Origin of the sequence: Rhizobium fabae (genome assembly GCF_003985135.1) — a bacterium.
Lineage (GTDB): Bacteria > Pseudomonadota > Alphaproteobacteria > Rhizobiales > Rhizobiaceae > Rhizobium > Rhizobium pisi.
In genome coordinates, this window is record NZ_ML133647.1 from 208,666 (window position 1) to 226,502 (window position 17,837).

Here is a 17,837-nt window from a genome sequence, read left to right on the forward strand (position 1 = left end):
TCGGCATCCAGCCGCCTGACCTGGCAATGGGCGACCGGCCGATCGCCGTGGCGGCTCTTTCACCACCGCGGCGAGCGCCGGCCTTGCAGTGCCAGATGGCCTTTAGCCCCGATCAGCCAAAGAACGCACGAAGCTGAGCGAAGAACCCGCCTGGATTGTAATTTGCCATCTTTCGCAGACGGCGAGCGATGACTGCCGCGCTGACCTGTTCACCGAAATGGCAGAAGCAGACCAGATCATGCAGTTGCTCGTCGCTGAGTTCGAAGAAGCGTTTGGCCTCTCCATAGCTGTCATTTTCCATTCCTGCCGCCCGCAGAATGGGATCAGCGAATGCAACGGAGATCGGGGTGCCGTCATCCCGCAGAGCAAGCCGATCTGCAATCGGCTTATATTCGGTTTCGTGAAGCGTCGTCAGAAACGGCCTGGGACTGTGTTCAAGACTTTCGGCCCACCGTTCAAGCCGTTCGCGCCGCGTCAATTCGAGGCGCTTGCAGGTCGTGCTGACCTTTGCAATGTTTTTCAACTGATCGAGTGCGTACTGTTCCATCTCGGCCTCCTATCTCCGGAAAAATAGATGGTCCGCTCCCAAAAACAGCGTGGCTCAGGTGGCCGCCGATGTCCAATCACGATTGGGCTCAGCGTCTCGTTGACGTTTCCGTAATCACTGGAGGCGCCTTTACTTGCTGACTGGCTCTTTTCTCATAGGATTTCTGCGCCATGTCATGCCAAGGCAACCAGACAAGGTTCGGTATGGACGAGATATTCGAACAGCTTCTGCACCTTTCCGCACATACCGATACGCTCATCGCGGTCTACGATAGTAATGACCGGCTGCAATATGCCAACAGCGCTTTTCGTTCGGTTTATTTCATCGAGCCGGATGAAACTCCCCTCTGGCCGGATCTCATGCGGCGCAATTTCCAGCTGCGGCAAGGCACCGTCATTCGGACGAGCAATTTCGAGGAGTGGCTGCGGTCGACGCAGTCGCGCCGTGGCAAGATCGGCTATCGCGCCTTCGAGACGGACCTGTGGGATGGCCGATGGTTTTGGATGACCGAGGCGGTCCAGAAGAACGGTTGGATGTTGTGCATTGCGAGCGATATCACCAGTTTGCGAGCGCATGGCAGGACTGTCCGGCAGGATCGCGATCAGGCGATCAAGGCGTCTTACACCGATGAACTCACAGGTGTCGCCAACCGCCGCTTTGTGATGGCACGCGTCGACGACATGCTGGCAGCCGCCCGGCAAGGAAACGACGGGTGCCTTGCCGTATTCGACATCGACAATTTCAAACATATCAATGATCGGCTCGGCCACCACGCCGGCGATCTCGTCCTGCGCGATTTTGCTCATCGCATTCATCAGAATGTTCGCCGCAACGATTGTTTCGGGCGGGTCGGCGGAGAAGAGTTCCTTCTCGTGATGCCGGCAACCGGGCCGGAAGACGCCGTTGCCATGGTCGAACGCATGCTGACGGTGATCCGGTTCTCCCGGCCTCTGCCTGAATCTCCCGACTTCAGCTACACCTGCTCTGCCGGCATCGCCGCGTGTGTCCCGTCCGACAGCGCGTCGGAGCTTTATCGACGCGCCGATCAAGCACTCTATGCCGCCAAGCTGAGCGGCCGGGACAGGGTGCGCGCGGCATAGGGGTTCAGGCTATACGGTTGAACCTCAATTTGGTGTGCGGCGCGATTTCTCAGATCCCTGATCCGTGGAGCTCCTGGTCATCGTCGCCTTCCCAGGGGGAGGGCATGGAGGTGCTAGCGAGGTTGGCCGAGGGCATCGGCATCCAGCACTTCAATTCCGGTTCGGCATATTCGATGATGTGCCCGGGCGAGGAATCGGAGGCGCGCCAGCCTTCTCCCCCGAACTGATCGCCATGCGACCAATAGGCGAGGTCAACTTCTGCCGGCCCCTGTTCGGACTGGCGGATCGTGACGAGGATCCGACTACCGTCTTTCGGAGCGCTTGCCATAAGGCGCCAGCGATCGGGCTCGTCCATTGTTCTTTCTCCTCCCTTGCCGCGGGGTTGAGTGTCGCCTCGGCATCGGAAGCGGTCAACTCAAACTTTGTGAGAACCATGTTCGGCGACACTTCCTGAGGACGGGTCACTTGCAATTAAGGGATGGCGAGGACGGGAGCGTCGACATTGCGTCGCCATTTTCTTAAATACCTGCATCAGTCCAACTAAAGGCGCATCAAAATCGGGTCAGCGGCTATGTCGTCTGACAAGCGCAATGGACATTTTTCCCGGCCGATCGCACTAGATACTTTTCCGCGACCTTTCAGCTCATCCCGTTTGCCGCCTGGTTGCCAAAAAACCATGATTGCCTCACATAGATCACATATCCACGCTCAGCCTAAAGAATTGGATCAACGCTGAATGCGCATACCCTATGTTTTCCTTGGTGCATTTCTTGCAATCGCACAGTCCGCCTATGCTGAAGTCGCATCATCGCCCGTTTTGGCGCCGCTGAAGCGCCAGGCGCAGGCCGCTCAGTTGAGCGCGCAATTTCTGTCGCGGTATACCTATAAGCCCGTTCCGCTCGACGACGCCTTGTCGGCCAAGATCATGGATCGGTTCGTCAAGTCGCTTGATCCGGACCGCATGCTCTTCCTGCAAGCGGACGTCGACAAGTTCATGGCTGACCGCAGCGAGATCGACGATGCCATCGAACAGAAGGACTTGAAGATCCCGTTTGCGATTTTCAACGCCTATGAACAGCGCGTTGTCGACCGCATGACCTATGCGCGCAGCCTGCTGAAGCAGGGCTTCGATTTCAGTGCGCAGGAAAATTTTTCGGTGCTGCGCGATAAAGCGCCTTGGGCGCAGTCGGAAGCCGAGAGCAATGAGCTTTGGCGCAAGCGCGTCAAAAGCGACTGGTTGCGGCTAAAGCTCGGCGGCAAAACGGACGCGGCCATTCGCGAAACGCTCGACAAACGTTATGAAAACACGCTCGAGCGCGTCGGCAAGTTTAAAAGCGACGACGTTTTCCAGTCGTTCATGGATGCCTATTCAACCTCGATCGATCCGCACACGGACTATTTCGGCGCGGCCGCCTCAGCCGATTTCAATGTCTCGATGAAACTTTCGCTGTTTGGTATCGGTGCTGTGCTGCAGGAACGCGACGACTACACGACGATCCGTGAGCTCGTGCCTGGCGGGCCGGCGCAGCTCTCCGGCAAGCTTGCGGTCGGGGACCGCATTACCGGCGTCGGTCAAGGCAAGGACGGGCCGATCAAGGAAGTGGTGGGCACGCGCCTTGATGAAGTCGTGCAGATGATCCGCGGGAAAAAAGACTCCATCGTGCGGTTGGACATTCTGCCGGCAGACGCCGGAGCAGATGCCACGCATCGCGTCATCAGCCTGGTGCGCGATAAAATCAGTCTCGATAAGCAGGCTGCCAGGAAGACTGTGCTGTCTGTGAAGGTGGGCGACGCCACGCGTAAAATCGGCATCATCACGCTGCCGGTCTTCTATGAGGATTTTGAAGCCAAGGGCAAAGGCGACAAGGATTACAAAAGCGCAAGCCGCGATGTCACCAAGCTCCTCGACGAGCTGAAGGAAGAAAAGGTCGACAGCGTTCTCATGGACCTGCGCAACAATGGCGGCGGCTCATTGGACGAGGCGATTGATTTGACCGGTCTCTTCATCGGCAATGGCCCGGTCGTTCAGCAACGCGGCAGCAACGGCAAGGTCGAGGTCAAGAGCGCCGAGCTGGCAGAGCCCGTATGGGCAGGCCCGATGGGTGTCCTGATCAATCGCGGCTCGGCCTCGGCTTCGGAGATCTTTGCCGCGGCAATCCAGGACTACGGTCGAGGCGTGATCGTCGGCGAACCCAGTTTTGGCAAGGGCACCGTTCAAACCGTCGTCGATCTCGACGAGATGGTGCACAACAGCAAACCCGAATTCGGCGAGCTGAAAGTCACGATTGCCCAGTTTTTCCGGGTCAACGGCGGTACGACGCAGCTGCGCGGCGTGACACCTGATATCAGCTTGCCGGGGCTGTCCGATCCGACTGCTTTCGGCGAAACCAGTTATGACAATGCCCTGCCGTGGGCTGAGATCAAGCCCGCAAACTACGCGCCCTCCGATACGGTCGCGAAGTTGCTGCCGACATTGCAAAGCCGCCATGATGCGCGCGTTGGCAGCGATCCGGACTTCCAGAACCTGTTGAAAGATGTTGCCGAACTGAAAGCGCAGCGCGAGAAGGGGGTTATCTCCCTCAACGAAGCCGAACGCCGCAAAGAAGCGGCGGCTCGGGAAAGCCGGCTCAAGGCTCGCGCGGAGGCGGGCGATGGCGACGATTCTGGCAGCGATGATGGCCTGGAGGCAGACGAGCGCAGCCTGAGCGCTGATATTGCCCTCGAAAATGCGCGTAAGAAGGCAAAGGATGTCCTGCTGAACGAGGCCGCCGCCATTCTTGCCGACGAGGCGGCTTTGCAGGGAGACGTGCTGAAGGCAGTCACGAAACAATAGACAAGCGCGGACGGGAAATAGCCACACCCGACCGGCGCAACAGTACGCGCTGCTTTGCGATCGCGGGGCATGAATATGTAACGACAGTATCTTTACGCCTGTTGTAAAGATGATGTCGTTACGCTATATTGGAGTGCAGACAGGAGTTTCCGATGTCCACCTCGCACAGGACTAAAAGCTCGGAGGCAAGCGTGCCGCTCAATATGCGCATCAAGCCTGCGACCCGCAACTTGATCGACCGCGCCGCCGAGTTGCTTGGGAAGACGCGCACGGATTTTATGCTTGAAGCTTCCGAGCGCCGCGCTGAAGAAGTGCTGCTCGATCGTGCCATATTCACGGTCAACCCAGACATCTATGCCGAATACCTTGCCCGCCTCGATGCGCCCGCGCGACCCAATGAGCGCCTGAAACGCACCATGTTGACCAAAGCGCCATGGGATAAGGCGTGACCCTTAGCGCACCGGCACCACTGGCCGATCATCACGAACTGGCCGAGTTCAGTTCCGGTGTGCTTGAATTGGACGACTGGCTGCGTCGCCGCGCCCGCGCTAATCAGGCAGGCGGCGCATCGCGCACCTTCGTTGCATGCGAGGGAAACCGGGTCATCGCCTACTACGCGCTCGCCTCCGGCGCAGTGAAGCAGCCGGAAGCGCCTGGCCGTTTTCGGCGCAACATGCCTGATCCGATTCCGGTTGCCGTACTTGGCCGCCTCGCTATTGATCAGTCCTACCAGGGGCGCGGTATTGGCAGGGCCTTGGTGCGCGATGCAGGCCTGCGCCTGCTCAATGCTGCAGAAATCCTCGGAATCCGCGGCGTGCTGGTGCATGCGATTTCGGATAGCGCGCGAGCTTTCTATGAGGCGGTTGGCTTTCTGCCCTCGCCATCCGATCCTATGATGCTGATGGTCGGCCTGCATGATCTCAACAGCGCGCTGATGCGCTAGACTAGCGGCCTGCCCCTGCAATTCCTTTGTGCTTGACACGGCAAAATTCGATCAACTGCTCCGAGGTCATGGGTCGCGCCAGGGCGTAGCCTTGCAGTATATGGCACCCGAGATCCTTCAGGATCTTCGCATGCTCCATTGTCTCGACGCCCTCGGCAACGATGTCGATGTTCTGCGATCGGCCGATTTCAATGATTGAGGTGACCAGACGGCGCTGGGATGGAGACGCGATAATCGGCTTGATGATTTCGCGATCGATCTTGAGCCGCCTTGGCTCAAATCGAAGCAGACTAACGATGCTGGCATGTCCGGTGCCGAAATCATCGATCTCGATTTCAATACCAAGCTCTTTGACGGCTGGAATGATCTCATTGAGAACAGGTTGAAGATCGTCGAAGGAGATTGTTTCAAGCAGCTCGAAACACACGCGCCCGCTCGCGAGCGGAAGCTCGGACAGCTCGGCGAGCAGATTTGGCTGCGCCAGTCGACGCGCTGAAATATTGACGGAGACACGTGGAATCTGCATTCCCAGGCTGTCCCATCTTCTCAGCTCGAACAGGGCCTTTTGCAGGATCTGCCTGTCCATGTCGCCGGTACGCCCCAGCCTGTCCGCGACATCCAGAAATTTGTCCGGGGCGAGCAGACCTTTTCGCGGGTGATTCCAGCGGGCAAGGGTCTCCACGCCGACAATATCCAACGTCTTGGCATTGAACTGCGGTTGGAAGAAAGCAACGAGTTCATCGCCATCGAGCGCCTGATTGAATTCGTCCGCCAATTCTTTCGAATGGATCGCGGCGCTGCGAAGCTCCTCCGTAAAGATGGCCGCGCGGCCGCGGCCCGTCTTCTTCGCCTCGTACAGAGCCAGATCGGCATTGAGAAGCAGTTGACCGAGGTCCCGCTCACCAGCGCGTTCGGTCTCCCAGGCGACGCCGACGCTTGCGCCGACCATGCACTCCGCACCGTCAACGAAAAGGGTCTGCTCGAGCGTATCGACGATTTGTTGGGCCAATGCGTTGGCCTTCGGCTCGGGATCGGTACTCCAGCTGGCGAAGATGAACTCATCTCCGCCGATTCGAGCCGCTACGTCGTTCGGACCAGCCAGATCGGCAAGGCGCGAGGCCGTTGCCTGCAAGACCGTGTCGCCTCCGGCATGGCCTTTCGTGTCGTTGATCTCTTTGAACCGATCGAGGTCGATATGAAGGAGTATCAGGCAATCGTCCGGGCTGGGTCTCGGCGGCTGCGAGATCATCCGGTCGACAAAGCGTCGATTGGGAAGCCCCGTCAGGGCATCATGCAAGGACAGGTACTCCAGCCTTTGCTGCGCGCGAACGAGCTTTTTCTTGTGAAGGCGAAGCTTTTCAATGGTTCCTTGGCGTGATTTTGTGAGAAAGCCGACCCAGATGATCGGCGCAACGACACACAACGACAACAGGATCGCATAGAACTCAAAAGTGCCGATCCCGTTATTTTGACCCCATCCTTGCTTTGGCCGTGCGGCAAGCGTCCATCGGCCATAAACCATATCGACGGATGTCTGGACCGGTTTCTTTGAAAAGGTTTCCAGGCTACCGAAGAAAACCTGATTGGCCGCGTTCGGCTCCGGCACGGTGCTGATGGCAATTTCAAGCTCGGTCGAGCCAAGGCCACTTTCCTGGTAGAGCTTTGGTATGTCTACGATTCCAGAAAGCAGTCCCCAAAAAATCTGGCTTGTTCCCTCGGTGATATAAATCGGGCACCGGACGACAAAAGCGGTTCCACCTTGGACAAGCTCCACCGGGCCTGTCAGAACGATATTGTGGGTGTTGCGCGCCAGCATCGCGGCAGGTCGCTGCTTCTCATTCGTTCGGTAGTCGAGCCCGATGGCCTTTTCGTTTCCCTTCTCCGGGTAAACCCATCTGACGACCATGCCGGGCGCGGCGGCGAAGCTTCGCAATTGTGAATCGGGCTGCAGGATCTGCGCGGCAAGTTTGGAAAATCCGCTTTGGTCCATCGTCGGATTGACGGCGATACCAGCCGCCAGCCCTTGCAACAGCTTCACATTGCTATTGAGGTTCGTCTGGAGCCGGGACGATATAGTGGCAAGTTCGCCGGCGACGATCGAGCGCTCATCGGCGAGCGATTTCTCCAGCCGCCAGTTCGTCGCTACCCAGACAACGATTAAAGCAATCGTTGCCGCAAATATTGCCGGAGCGAATGCGCTGGTATGGCTCATTGCTGAGCGAGCTATATTTCTTCGAAACTTCATCGGGTCGCCGGCGTGGAAGACAGGCCACTACCCTTGCACAGCTTCTTTAAGGCAACGCTAAATTCGAAGAGATGGCGACAGACGCAGATGCAGGCAATTTGCCGCATCTGCCTTAGCACTATGTTGCCGGGCTGAAATCGGCGGCCAACACCGCATCCTTCAGCGCCCGCGAATAGGGATGCTGCGGATCGTCCAACACCGCCCGCGCCCGTCCGCGCTCGACGATTTCGCCTTTGCGCATGATGATGATGTTGTCGCTGACATAATAGGCGGTGGCGAGGTCATGCGTGATATAGATGATCGAAAGCCCGAGCTCGTTTTTCAGCCGGCCGAAGAGGTTGACGATCGCCATTCGCAGCGAGGCGTCGACCATGGAGACCGGTTCGTCAGCCACCAGCAGGCGGGGTTGCGGGATCAGCGCGCGTGCAATCGCGACGCGTTGAAGCTGGCCGCCCGACAATTCGTGGGGAAACCGGCCTTTCACTTCTTCAAGCGTCAGGCCGACATGCACCAGTGCGGCATCCGCCATCCGCTCCGCCTGCTGCCGGTCCGGCCGTTTTCCCGCCGAGAAATTGCGGGCGGTCTCGAAGAGATAGCGGTCCACCCGCTTCAGCGGATTGAAGGCTTCGAAGGGGTTCTGCAGAACCGGCTGGACCTCCTTCATGAAGGCCGTGCGTTCCGCTCGGTTGTGGATCGCGACGGTCTTGCCGGCAAATTGCAGCTCGCCTTCCGTCGGCACGGTCTGGCCGAGGATCATCGCCGCGACCGTCGATTTGCCGGAGCCGGATTCGCCGACGATCGAGAGGATCTCCGGCTCCTCGCCGAGCTCGAAGCTGACATCCTTGACCGCGGTGATCAGGCGCCGGCCGAGCAGGCCGCCCTGGCGGTAGACCTTGGTGACATGCGAGAGGCGAAGCAGAGCACTCAAACCGGATCTCCCGTGACAGCAAAACACGCGACGCGCCGCCCAGGCTCGACGGTGACCAGCGGCGGAACCTTCTGGGAGCAGATGTCCATCCGTTTGGGACAGCGCGGGTGAAAGCGGCAACCTTCCGGCGGCATGGCAAGGTTCGGCGGGCGGCCCTCCAGCGAAGGCCTGGTTCTGGGATCGCCGATGCGCGGCAGACTGCCGACCAGGTGCTGCGTATAGGGGTGGAGCGGCATGCTGAAGAGCTTGGCGGTCGGGGCCTCCTCGACGAGACGCCCGGCATAGACGATGCCGATGCGGTCGGAGACCGTCGCATGCACCCCCATGTCATGGGTGACGAACAGGAAGGACGAGCCCATTTCGCGCTGGATTTCGCGGATCATCGACAGGACGTCGCGCTGAACGATCACGTCGAGCGCAGTGGTCGGTTCGTCGGCGATGATGAACTCAGGCGTCAGGATCGTGGCAAGCGCAATGGTCATGCGCTGGCGCATGCCGCCGGAGAGCTCATGGGGATAGGCATCGAGCAGCTGCGGATCGAGTTTCAGCCGTTGCAGATGGGCGGCGACCTTCTCGAAAAACACCTCTTTGCTGACCTTCATGTGGCGAAAGGCGAAATCGGTGAAGGAGTGGCGGATCCGGCGCACCGGATTGAGCACATTCATCGAGCCCTGCATGATATAGGAGAGATGCCGCCAGCGCAGCGCCATGCGCTCATCCGGCTTCATCGCGTAGATATCCTGGGTGCCGCCGCCGAAATGGAATTTGACGTTGCCGGAGACGACCCGGAGCGGCGGCCGGATGGCGCCGGCAATGGTCTTGATCAGCGTCGTCTTGCCGCTGCTCGATTCGCCGGCGACGCCATAGACCTCGCCGCGGCCGATGGTCAGGCTGATATCGTCGACAGCCCGCACCTCGCGATCGACGCCATAGAGGAAGGCGCGGTAATAGGCTTTCAGATTCTGGATTTCGACCAAATTCTCCATGCTAACTTCCCATCCGGTTGAGCCGGCTGCGCGGATCATTGTATTCGTTCATCGACATGGACAGCAGGAAGAGCGCCAGGAAGAGAATGACGATGACGGCGACGGGGGCGGCCACCCACCACCATATGCCTGATATCAGCGCCGAATGCGCATTGGCCCAGTAGATCATCATGCCCATGGTCGGCGTCTCGATATCGGTGAAGCCGAGCACCGAAAGGGTGATCTCCATGCCGATCGACCAGATCATATTGTTCATCGTCGTGGCGAAGACGATCGGCAGCACATAGGGCAGGTGCTCCTCGACGAGGATCTTGCGCATCGTCATGCCGGAATAGACGCTCTGGGTGGTGAACGGCCGACTCTTCAGTCCGATCGCCACCGAGCGGATCAGCCGCGCATCATAGGACCAGCCGAGCGAGGCCATGATGACGATCAGCACGGTCCAGGTCATGTTGTCCTTCAGAACGAAATAGAAAAGGATCAGCAGCGGAAACTGCGGGATGACCATGACGCTGTCGTTGATGGCCATCAGAACCCGGTCGACCGTGCCGCCGGCATAACCGGCGACGAGACCGACGACCAGCGAGATAATGCGCGACAGGAAGGCGACGCCGATCCCGAAAAACAAGGTGTTGCGAAGGGCCGTCGTCAACTGCCAGAAAACATCCTGGCCACGTGATGTCGTGCCGAGCCAATACTCGCCGTCCGGCGGCATGTCGGGCGGCAGGAGATAGATGTCGGTCGCGCCATAGGGCGAGAAATACGACAAGATGACGAAGCCGACGATGACGGCAAAGAGCAGCAGGCCGCAGAGGAATTCCATGTTCTGGCGTGCGAGGTCGCGGATGATGGTAAACATGGCCTATTCCACCCTTATGCGCGGATCGATCAGCGGGCTCAGAATGTCGATGATGAAGACGGCGGCGGCGACGCCGACGATCGACAAGGCGCTGAGGCCGAGCACCAGGCTGTAGTCGCCGGCATGTACTGCCGAGATCAGCAGGTTTCCGATGCCGGGATAGCCGAAGACAATTTCCGTGATGACGGTGCCGTTGAAGATCCCCCCGAGCGACATGGCGAGCCCAGTGAATTGCGGCACCATGGCATTGCGGGCGATGTAGGAGCGGAGAATTTTCCGCTTCGGAACGCCGCCGAGTTCGGCGAAAACGACGTAGTCGTCGGTGATGATGTTGGAAACTAGCGCCCGCATGCCGATCAGCCAGCTGCCGGCGCCGACAAGGATCAGCGACAGCGCCGGCAGGATGGAGTGTTTGAGGATATCGAAGACGAGGGCAAAGGAGAGGTCCAGATTGGCGTTCATCTCATAGCCGCCATTGATCGGCAGCACCGGCCAGAGATAGCCGAAGACGATGAGCAGCACGAAGGCGAGGATGTAATAGGGAATGGGCAGCAGCGCAATAAAGACGAGGCTGACGGCCTTCAGCACCATGTCCTTGCGGTAATAGCCGGCGAGCGCGCCGATCGCATTGCCGAGCACGAAGGTGATCAGCGTCGACACCGTCATCAGCCCGATGGTCCAGGGCAGGGACCGCAGAATGATGGTGGAAACGGGCGTGGGAAAGGCCGAGAGCGAGGGGCCGAGATCGCCGGTCGCCAGCCGCAGCCAGAAGTGCAGATATTGCTGCCAGATCGAGCCCTGCATTCCGTACAGCTCGCGGAGCGACTGACGCATCAGTTCGATTGCGTTCGGATCGGACTGCCCCATCTGGGTGATGGCGCCTATGCTTTCTTCGACCGGGTCGATCGGGGTCAGGTGGGTGACGAAGAATGTGATGGTCACGCCGAGAAAGACGACGAGCAGAAACTGACCGAACCGCTTCAACACAAAGAGCAGGTAGGACGTCATAGAGCAGTGGTTCCTCTCTGGTTCCCTTCATCAAGTGGAAAGGATCGACGGACATGCCACATGCCCGTCGATAGGGGGCCGGCGCGCAACACTCGCGCCGGCGTTGGGAGGATTATTTCGGTTGTGCCGGCTTCAGTTTGACCATCATGAGCCTGGAATTCGCCCAATTCGGCACCGGATCGGTATAGGGGTCTGATATCGTCGGGTAGCCGGTCCAATAGGTCGTATCCATCGAGGTGAAGACGTTATAGGACATCAGCGGGATCGTCGGCATTTCGCGGGCGACCAGCTTCAGGTAATCGTTGCCGAGCTCCATGCCCTTCGGATCGTCGGCGCTGATGCCGCGGATGCTCTCGATGATCTTGTCGAGCTCCGGATTGGACCAGCGTTGCCAGTTGCGTGGCGGCTGATTGTCACCCTTCTTTGCCACGAATTGTGAGTGCCAGCTGTCGAGGAAGAAGGAGAGATCAGGATCGCCGCCCCAGGTCTCGACGCTCCAGGCAATCGCCACCTGGAAATCTCCGGGCTGCAGCGCAACCTGCCACAGTTTCTCGGCGGGCATGGCTTTCGCGTCGATGCCGAAAGAGGCCCATTGCTGTGCGATCAGGGTACCTGCCCGGGTGAAGACGGAGCGCGTGTCGCTCTCGACCGTAATCCGGATCTTGAACGGCTGGCCGTCCGGGGTCAGCCATTTGCCGCCGGATTTCTTGAAGCCTGCCTTCTCCAGCAGTTCGCCGGCAGCCTTCGGATCCGGTTTCCACCAGCCATAGCCGAAGGCACCGCTGATCGCCTGCGGGTCGGTCGGAATCTGGTCCTTGAACTTCGGCTGCTTGCGCAGGATATCGGCGATCTGTTGCCCGACCGTCGGGTCATAAGGCTTGATCTTGCTCTTGCCGGTATCGATCTCGAAATTCTTCAGCCAATCCTGCATCGGCGCCTGATAGTCTTTCATCGTGGCCGCCGTCGGCGGCACGCCGAGCGCCGAAAGCGTCGCCGCCCCGCGGTAGCTCGCCATATCAACGGCCTTGATGTCGATCAGCAGGGCAAGCGCCCAGCGCACATCGGCATTGTCGAACGGCGGATCTTGGGTGTTGAAGATCACCGCCGGCAGCGTCGGATCCGGATGGGCGAAGGGGAAACCCGGGAACCAGGTATCGATCGTCTTCGATTTCTCCTTGAGGGTGAACATGCCCTCCGGCGTATTGTCGTGGATGATATCGAGATTGTGCTCGAGCTGGGCGATCGTCCGCTTATCCGGCGGGCCGGGATCGGTATAGGTCACATATTTCGGGGCCGGCTCGCCGAAGCGGGCAAGCGAGGTCCGCTGCCAGTCGTCGCGTTTCTCCCAGGTATACCATTTGCCCTGCGGATCATAGGCCTTGAGCTTGTAGGCGCCGAGCGAGACGGGATTGGCGAAATCATAGCGAAGCGGATCGGCCACCTTCTCGAAGACGTGCTTCGGCATGATCCAGGCGCCGTTCCAGCGGACGGTGAAGATGGCGTGGAAGCGCGAATTCGGCTTCTTCAGCTTGAACACCACCGTCTGGGGATCGGTCGCCTCCACACTTGCCACCTGCACCGAGAAGGCCGCGCTCCAGACCATGCCTGGGTGATCCATCTGCGTCTTGACGGTATAGACCACGTCGTCGGCCGTGAACTCGACGCCGTCGCTCCAGTAGAGCCCCTTGCGCAGTTTCACGGTCATCTCGGTGAAGTCAGCATTATATTGAGGCTTGTCGGCGGCGAGCGAATTGTCCCAGCTCGCCCCGCCAAGCCCCTGTTCAGGGTCGATATACCAGAGCGTATCCATGGTCAGCTGCTGCAGGCCGGTCGATACGCCGCCGCCGCCATTGACCCAGATGTTGAACCAGCCGGGATTCTTGATCGTCCCTTCCGGATTTTCGACGATGAGCGTCTCCTTGCGCGGCAAGGAGGTGTAGTCATCGGCCTTGGCCGCCGCCGTCAGGCCGAGTGCGGCCAGCGCGACGCCAAATGCGAGCCTCTTCCACTGTTGCATGAACTCCTCCCTAGAAAGCGACGATACGGCGGCCGCAAAGGCACGCATGGGCACGTCGCGGTTGTCGGTTCGCTAAAGCCAAGGCTTCGGTGAACCATCCCTCCGGCTCGCCTGCCTCCTCGCAGTGAGCCGAATACTCCTGGCCGGGGCCAATAAGGCTTACCCGGCAGCGGCTGTCACACCGACAGCCGGATGACGCTGTAGGACAGCGGTTTCAACCCTGTCCGCAACCGTCCGTCCTCGATCTTCGCACTGTCGACGTTGACGGGAGCGACCGTCCCCGGCCGCGCCGCCGTGTTGACGGCTTCCAGATCGCCGTGGGTCATCTCCACCTGCTCGATTACCCGTGCATTTCCAAACCCTTCCAGCCGCACATCGAGATCGAGCGCCGTGTTCGGATGACGGTTGACGGCAAAGAAGGTCAGCGACCTACCGTCTTCGGAATGCACCGCTGATACGTCGAGATAGGGAACGTCGTTCTCCTCGTCGCTGTCATAGGTCGGGCCATCGACGACCAGCTGGAGTGCCGTTCCACGGCCATATCTGGAGGCGTAGTAGAAGGGGTAATAAATCGTCTGGCGCCAGGCCGCGCCGCCGTCCTCGGTCATAATAGGGGCGATGACGTTGACGAGCTGGGCGATGCAGGCGATGCGCACGCGGTCGGACCGGCGGATGAAGGTGTTCAAAATACCGCCGACCTGCAGCACGTCCTCGAAATTATAGACATCTTCCAAGAGATGCGGCGCATCCGGCCACTCGTCGCGCGCCAGGATCTCCTTGTCCTGCTGGTTGGAATGATACCAGACGTTCCATTCGTCGAAAGAAATGCCGATCGTCTTCTTCGAGCGTTTCTTCGCCTTGATGTAGTCGATCACGCCGCCGATCGTGGTGATGTAGCGGTCGAGCTTGGTGGCGCGGGCGAGATAGTTGAGGGTGTTTTTCTCGCGGTTGGCAAAATACATATGCAGCGAGATATGGTCGGCGCTGTCGTAGCACTGATCGAGAACCTCAGCCTCCCAATCGGGATAGGTCTTCATATCGGAATTGGACGAGCCGCAGACCACGAGTTCGAGCGACTTGTCGAAGCCGCGCATAGCTTTCGCCGTCTCATCCGCCACCCGGCCATATTCATAGGCCGATTTGTGACCGACCTGCCAAGGGCCATCCATCTCGTTGCCGAGGCACCACAATTTGACATCGTGCGGATTGGCCCAACCGTGCTTGCGGCGCAGATCCGACCAGTAGGTGCCACCGGGATGATTGCAGTATTCCAGGAAATTGCGGGCGGCGTCCAGGCCGCGTGATCCCAGATTGACGGCGAGCATCGGCTTGGTGTTCGCCTTCTTGCACCAGTCGACGAATTCGTTCACGCCGATCTGGTTGGCTTCGCGGGTGCGCCAGGCAAGGTCGAGACGAACCGGGCGCTCCGAACGCGGGCCGACGCCGTCTTCCCAATTATAGGCCGATACAAAGTTGCCGCCGGGATAGCGGCAGTATGGCGTGTCGAGCTCACGGACCAGATCGAGGACGTCGCGGCGAAATCCGTCTTCATCGGCACTGGGATGTCCGGGCTCATAGATGCCGCCGTAGATTGCTCTGCCGAGATGCTCGAGAAATGAGCTGTAGAGCCTGGCGTCAATGGTCGCGATGCGAAAATCGCGGTGGGCAACGACATTCGTCTTCAACGGATCCTCCCGTTTATATATCAGAATTTTTGTTTTCTTGCCTCTAACTTGATATCAGGAATGTCGTTCTGTCAACTACGTTGCGCCTTGAGTTGAGGCGAGGCGATTTTTAAGAAAATAGTTTAATTACAAATAGATAATTTTATTAAGGCATCTCTAATTCTCAAAAGAAATGCCTTATTTAAATCATGATATCCGATATTTATTGATCAGACATGCAGTCGCATGATGATGTCGCGGCCATGATTTCCGAAGCCGCGGCCGAAAATATTCACGCCACCGGTATGGCCGGCATTCTCCGCGATGCCGACCCGGAGCCGAATGGAAGAGTGCTGGGCAAGTGCCAGATCGCTGAGCGTGACATTCGATGCGGCGACGCCGTCTATGAAGGTTCCGCGCGTGGAGATGCGCCAGGTCTTCATCATCCCGTATTGCGAGCCCTCAAGCTTCCACCATGCCGGCGTGAAGGCGCCGCGCTTGTCGCCGTAGTCGCCGGGGGACGTCCAGGTTCCGATGGCCATGCCATTGACCCAGAGCGTTATGTCGGAGGGCCAGTCAGGATTGGTGCCCGGCACCTCGGACGACAGCTCCAGCGAAAACTCGATGGCGCGGATATCCTTGTTCAACACCTTGGCGTTGTTGGGGAATTTATATTCCACATATCCCCTGCCGAACCAGACGAGTCCGGCCTGCATGCGCTGCGGATCAAGGAAATAGTCGGGAACATCGAGCGGACCGATGACGCTTTCGGTGGAGCAAAGACCACATGGCGCATGGACGTCACAGCTGGTGTAAAGCCCGACCGGCATCTCGACTTCGATGATGTTGTTGGCCCTCTGAGCCGCGCTTTCCTCGAAGCTGATCAGAATTTCGCTGTAGATCGCAGAGCAGATCTTCTGATTTCCCTTCCGGGCCTTTGCCAGTTGGGAGTCGACAAGCCGTGCGTCTTCCAAAATCTGGATGCCGGTTGCGACGGTGGATTGGGGGAGGGAAAGAGTCCGCGCGATATCGTTGATATTCATCGGTCCTTTGGCGCAGAGCAGCCTGAGTATCTCAACCCGTGCCGGTGCCGAAAGCGCGCGCAATGCATCATTATTCTCGCCGGCGGCAATCGTCAAAAACGAGCGTTCCATCATTTCCCCATCATTTCCGATGAAATGATGTATATCGGAAATTATGATACATCAAGTGGCAGATGCAGAAGGAAGGTGAGGCGGGCAGTCCGATAAGATCGCGCAGCCAAGACTACCTGTTCACAACGTCTTTGAGACATAGGGGTGCTCCAGGGGCAAACTCTTTCGTGCTGTGTCAAACTTCCCATGGAGAACAAGGGTATGAATGGCATGGGCTTCGGAGGTGATGTCGGTAACGCGTTTGATCCATTGTCCGACGTAGAGCTCCACGGCCTGCTTGCTCAAGCCGATTTGAATTGCGCGATGCGTTTGCGGCTGTAGTTGCAAGTCCCTTTCAGGGTCCCACTGGATGCGCACAGGGGCAGCCTCTTTGACGCGCAACCATTCTTCCTTGCTCATTGAGTCACTAGGGTGGCTCGGGCAGCTATGACTTAAGGCCCATTCAAAGCCTTCGCGCGAAATATCGATTGCCAAAATGCGGGCTTGGCCGGCATCTTTTCGGCCCCATCCGGCGCGATACATCATCCACAGGAATGAAGGCTTTATCCACGTCATGCGATCCATCTTGAAGGGCGGCGAAACGAAGGTGCCCTGACGTAGGGCAGCGTCAGCGATTTCGTCGCTATAGGCCTGGTATACACGGATCGTTTGTTCGTCGTAGAGGGCTCGAATTTGACGCTCAGGAATAAAGTTCATTGGCCTAGTTTAACTTCGTTTGGGTGCGGAAGGTGACCTGCCGCCGAATTTCGCCGCAGCGATCAGCGCCCCGGCAATTTTGAATACGCCAAGTGGCGCGGTGTGAGCAACGGCGCAAGCGCGAAGCTTTCATCTTGCGTGAATATAACGGTCGCAGGAGCTTCGCTGCATAAGTTGTAATGGGTCTGCTAGTGGTTGATTTTGAAAAAATTCTTTGCCGGAACACCTAGAGCGGTATCTAGGAGAAACTACGAATGGTTGGTCTGACAGCTCAAATTCACGTGCCATCCAGGTAGCGTGTTTTGCGGATCAGCCTGCACAGGAAATTACCACATACGTCACCTTTGGGCTGAGCGAGTCTGTGCTAACAATGAAGGGTGGGCGAACGATCAATGATCGGATATCCGGATGAAATAGACTGTATCTGGGTTGGCAGTGACAGCAACGGATTTGTTGCTGCTTTTGTAACTGCGGGATTTGGCTGCATTCCTTGGGGAGCCCTAAAGGATGCCGTCTTGCCAATAGAAAATATAGAACTGTCGTTAGCTGAACTCCCCTCTATTTCTGACGCGAACCTTCTAATCTCCTATCCCCGTCCGGATGATTTTATCGCGCTCGCACAGAAGGGCCTCTTCGTTTACGACTGGCCTGATGTTCATAGAGTTGAACGTGACTATACGAGGAAATATGAAAAGGTGGCCGCGCCCACCAACCCTGTTCTAATGCAAAAGTTGCCGCCCTTACTTCGGGCCTCAGCTGCAGGGATTAAGTTTAACCTATTATTCTCACAAGAGAATTTCGTTAGGGTGGAAGACCATTTCCAACCGTGGGAAATTGAGGCTCCATCACTATAGGTT

General features: G+C 58.3%; 16 protein-coding genes. 5 read left to right on the forward strand and 11 right to left on the reverse strand.

The window, feature by feature from the left end:
• Positions 1-112: 112 nt before the first annotated feature.
• Positions 113-547: a hypothetical protein gene (locus EFB14_RS06870; RefSeq protein WP_126823867.1), complete on the reverse strand. Its 435-nt coding sequence runs from the start codon at positions 545-547 to the stop codon at positions 113-115.
• Positions 548-750: 203 nt separating this feature from the next.
• Between EFB14_RS06870 and EFB14_RS06875 the strand changes: the two genes are divergently transcribed.
• Positions 751-1,647, forward strand: coding sequence for a GGDEF domain-containing protein (locus EFB14_RS06875; RefSeq protein WP_126823868.1), 897 nt, complete (start codon positions 751-753; stop codon positions 1,645-1,647).
• A gap of 49 nt (positions 1,648-1,696) precedes the next feature.
• Here EFB14_RS06875 and EFB14_RS06880 read toward each other — a convergent pair whose 3' ends face one another.
• A complete protein-coding gene (locus EFB14_RS06880; RefSeq protein ID WP_126823869.1) occupies positions 1,697-2,002 on the reverse strand; it encodes a hypothetical protein in 306 nt (101 codons plus the stop codon).
• A gap of 381 nt (positions 2,003-2,383) precedes the next feature.
• Here EFB14_RS06880 and EFB14_RS06885 point away from each other — a divergent pair, with 381 nt between their 5' ends.
• From EFB14_RS06885 to EFB14_RS06895, 3 genes are all read left to right on the forward strand, one after another.
• Positions 2,384-4,480, forward strand: a complete 2,097-nt coding sequence (locus EFB14_RS06885) for a carboxy terminal-processing peptidase (RefSeq protein WP_126823870.1) — start codon at positions 2,384-2,386, stop codon at positions 4,478-4,480.
• Between the two features lie 152 nt (positions 4,481-4,632).
• Positions 4,633-4,929, forward strand: coding sequence for a type II toxin-antitoxin system TacA family antitoxin (locus tag EFB14_RS06890; RefSeq protein ID WP_126823871.1), 297 nt, complete (start codon positions 4,633-4,635; stop codon positions 4,927-4,929).
• The gene (locus EFB14_RS06895) at positions 4,926-5,423 is read left to right on the forward strand and encodes a GNAT family N-acetyltransferase (RefSeq protein ID WP_126823873.1); all 498 of its coding nucleotides are present in this window, start codon (positions 4,926-4,928) and stop codon (positions 5,421-5,423) included. Before EFB14_RS06890 ends, EFB14_RS06895 begins: the two co-directional genes overlap by 4 nt.
• A 1-nt stretch (position 5,424) precedes the next feature.
• Here the strand turns inward: EFB14_RS06895 and EFB14_RS06900 are convergent, their stop codons facing one another.
• The 9 genes from EFB14_RS06900 to EFB14_RS06940 all read right to left on the reverse strand — a co-directional run bounded on the left by EFB14_RS06900 (position 5,425) and on the right by EFB14_RS06940 (position 16,980).
• The gene (locus tag EFB14_RS06900; protein ID WP_126823875.1) at positions 5,425-7,668 is read right to left on the reverse strand and encodes a bifunctional diguanylate cyclase/phosphodiesterase; all 2,244 of its coding nucleotides are present in this window, start codon (positions 7,666-7,668) and stop codon (positions 5,425-5,427) included.
• A gap of 118 nt (positions 7,669-7,786) precedes the next feature.
• A complete protein-coding gene (locus EFB14_RS06905; RefSeq protein ID WP_126823877.1) occupies positions 7,787-8,596 on the reverse strand; it encodes an ABC transporter ATP-binding protein in 810 nt (269 codons plus the stop codon).
• Positions 8,593-9,582: an ABC transporter ATP-binding protein gene (locus EFB14_RS06910; protein ID WP_126823879.1), complete on the reverse strand. Its 990-nt coding sequence runs from the start codon at positions 9,580-9,582 to the stop codon at positions 8,593-8,595. Before EFB14_RS06910 ends, EFB14_RS06905 begins: the two co-directional genes overlap by 4 nt.
• Position 9,583: 1 nt before the next feature.
• On the reverse strand, positions 9,584-10,441 hold the full coding sequence (locus EFB14_RS06915; RefSeq protein WP_126823881.1) for an ABC transporter permease: 858 nt from the start codon (positions 10,439-10,441) through the stop codon (positions 9,584-9,586).
• 3 nt (positions 10,442-10,444) lie between these two features.
• The gene (locus tag EFB14_RS06920; protein ID WP_126823883.1) at positions 10,445-11,449 is read right to left on the reverse strand and encodes an ABC transporter permease; all 1,005 of its coding nucleotides are present in this window, start codon (positions 11,447-11,449) and stop codon (positions 10,445-10,447) included.
• Positions 11,450-11,561: 112 nt separating this feature from the next.
• Positions 11,562-13,466 carry an ABC transporter substrate-binding protein gene (locus EFB14_RS06925; protein ID WP_126823885.1) on the reverse strand — a complete coding sequence of 635 codons (1,905 nt, stop codon included), beginning with the start codon at positions 13,464-13,466 and terminating at the stop codon, positions 11,562-11,564.
• A gap of 176 nt (positions 13,467-13,642) precedes the next feature.
• Positions 13,643-15,151 carry an arabinosylfuranosidase ArfA gene (gene arfA / locus EFB14_RS06930; protein ID WP_126823887.1) on the reverse strand — a complete coding sequence of 503 codons (1,509 nt, stop codon included), beginning with the start codon at positions 15,149-15,151 and terminating at the stop codon, positions 13,643-13,645.
• A 209-nt stretch (positions 15,152-15,360) separates the two neighbouring features.
• Positions 15,361-16,287, reverse strand: coding sequence for an ArsR/SmtB family transcription factor (locus tag EFB14_RS06935; RefSeq protein WP_183604846.1), 927 nt, complete (start codon positions 16,285-16,287; stop codon positions 15,361-15,363).
• A gap of 117 nt (positions 16,288-16,404) precedes the next feature.
• The gene (locus EFB14_RS06940; protein WP_126823889.1) at positions 16,405-16,980 is read right to left on the reverse strand and encodes a DUF4291 domain-containing protein; all 576 of its coding nucleotides are present in this window, start codon (positions 16,978-16,980) and stop codon (positions 16,405-16,407) included.
• A 392-nt stretch (positions 16,981-17,372) separates the two neighbouring features.
• Between EFB14_RS06940 and EFB14_RS06945 the strand changes: the two genes are divergently transcribed.
• Positions 17,373-17,834 (forward strand): hypothetical protein, encoded by a 462-nt coding sequence (locus EFB14_RS06945; RefSeq protein ID WP_126823891.1) that lies wholly within the window; start codon positions 17,373-17,375, stop codon positions 17,832-17,834.
• The last annotated feature ends 3 nt before the right edge of the window (positions 17,835-17,837 follow it).

What these genes read in the sequence shown, in the direction of transcription:
- EFB14_RS06870 (WP_126823867.1), bottom strand. Translation starts at nt 547, where the DNA reads ATGGAACAGTACGCACTCGATCAGTTGAAAAACATTGCAAAGGTCAGC.
- EFB14_RS06875 (WP_126823868.1), top strand. Translation starts at nt 751, where the DNA reads ATGGACGAGATATTCGAACAGCTTCTGCACCTTTCCGCACATACCGAT.
- EFB14_RS06880 (WP_126823869.1), bottom strand. Translation starts at nt 2,002, where the DNA reads ATGGACGAGCCCGATCGCTGGCGCCTTATGGCAAGCGCTCCGAAAGAC.
- EFB14_RS06885 (WP_126823870.1), top strand. Translation starts at nt 2,384, where the DNA reads ATGCGCATACCCTATGTTTTCCTTGGTGCATTTCTTGCAATCGCACAG.
- EFB14_RS06890 (WP_126823871.1), top strand. Translation starts at nt 4,633, where the DNA reads ATGTCCACCTCGCACAGGACTAAAAGCTCGGAGGCAAGCGTGCCGCTC.
- EFB14_RS06900 (WP_126823875.1), bottom strand. Translation starts at nt 7,668, where the DNA reads ATGAAGTTTCGAAGAAATATAGCTCGCTCAGCAATGAGCCATACCAGC.
- EFB14_RS06910 (WP_126823879.1), bottom strand. Translation starts at nt 9,582, where the DNA reads ATGGAGAATTTGGTCGAAATCCAGAATCTGAAAGCCTATTACCGCGCC.
- EFB14_RS06915 (WP_126823881.1), bottom strand. Translation starts at nt 10,441, where the DNA reads ATGTTTACCATCATCCGCGACCTCGCACGCCAGAACATGGAATTCCTC.
- EFB14_RS06920 (WP_126823883.1), bottom strand. Translation starts at nt 11,449, where the DNA reads ATGACGTCCTACCTGCTCTTTGTGTTGAAGCGGTTCGGTCAGTTTCTG.
- EFB14_RS06925 (WP_126823885.1), bottom strand. Translation starts at nt 13,466, where the DNA reads ATGCAACAGTGGAAGAGGCTCGCATTTGGCGTCGCGCTGGCCGCACTC.
- EFB14_RS06935 (WP_183604846.1), bottom strand. Translation starts at nt 16,287, where the DNA reads ATGATGGAACGCTCGTTTTTGACGATTGCCGCCGGCGAGAATAATGAT.
- EFB14_RS06940 (WP_126823889.1), bottom strand. Translation starts at nt 16,980, where the DNA reads ATGAACTTTATTCCTGAGCGTCAAATTCGAGCCCTCTACGACGAACAA.
- EFB14_RS06945 (WP_126823891.1), top strand. Translation starts at nt 17,373, where the DNA reads ATGATCGGATATCCGGATGAAATAGACTGTATCTGGGTTGGCAGTGAC.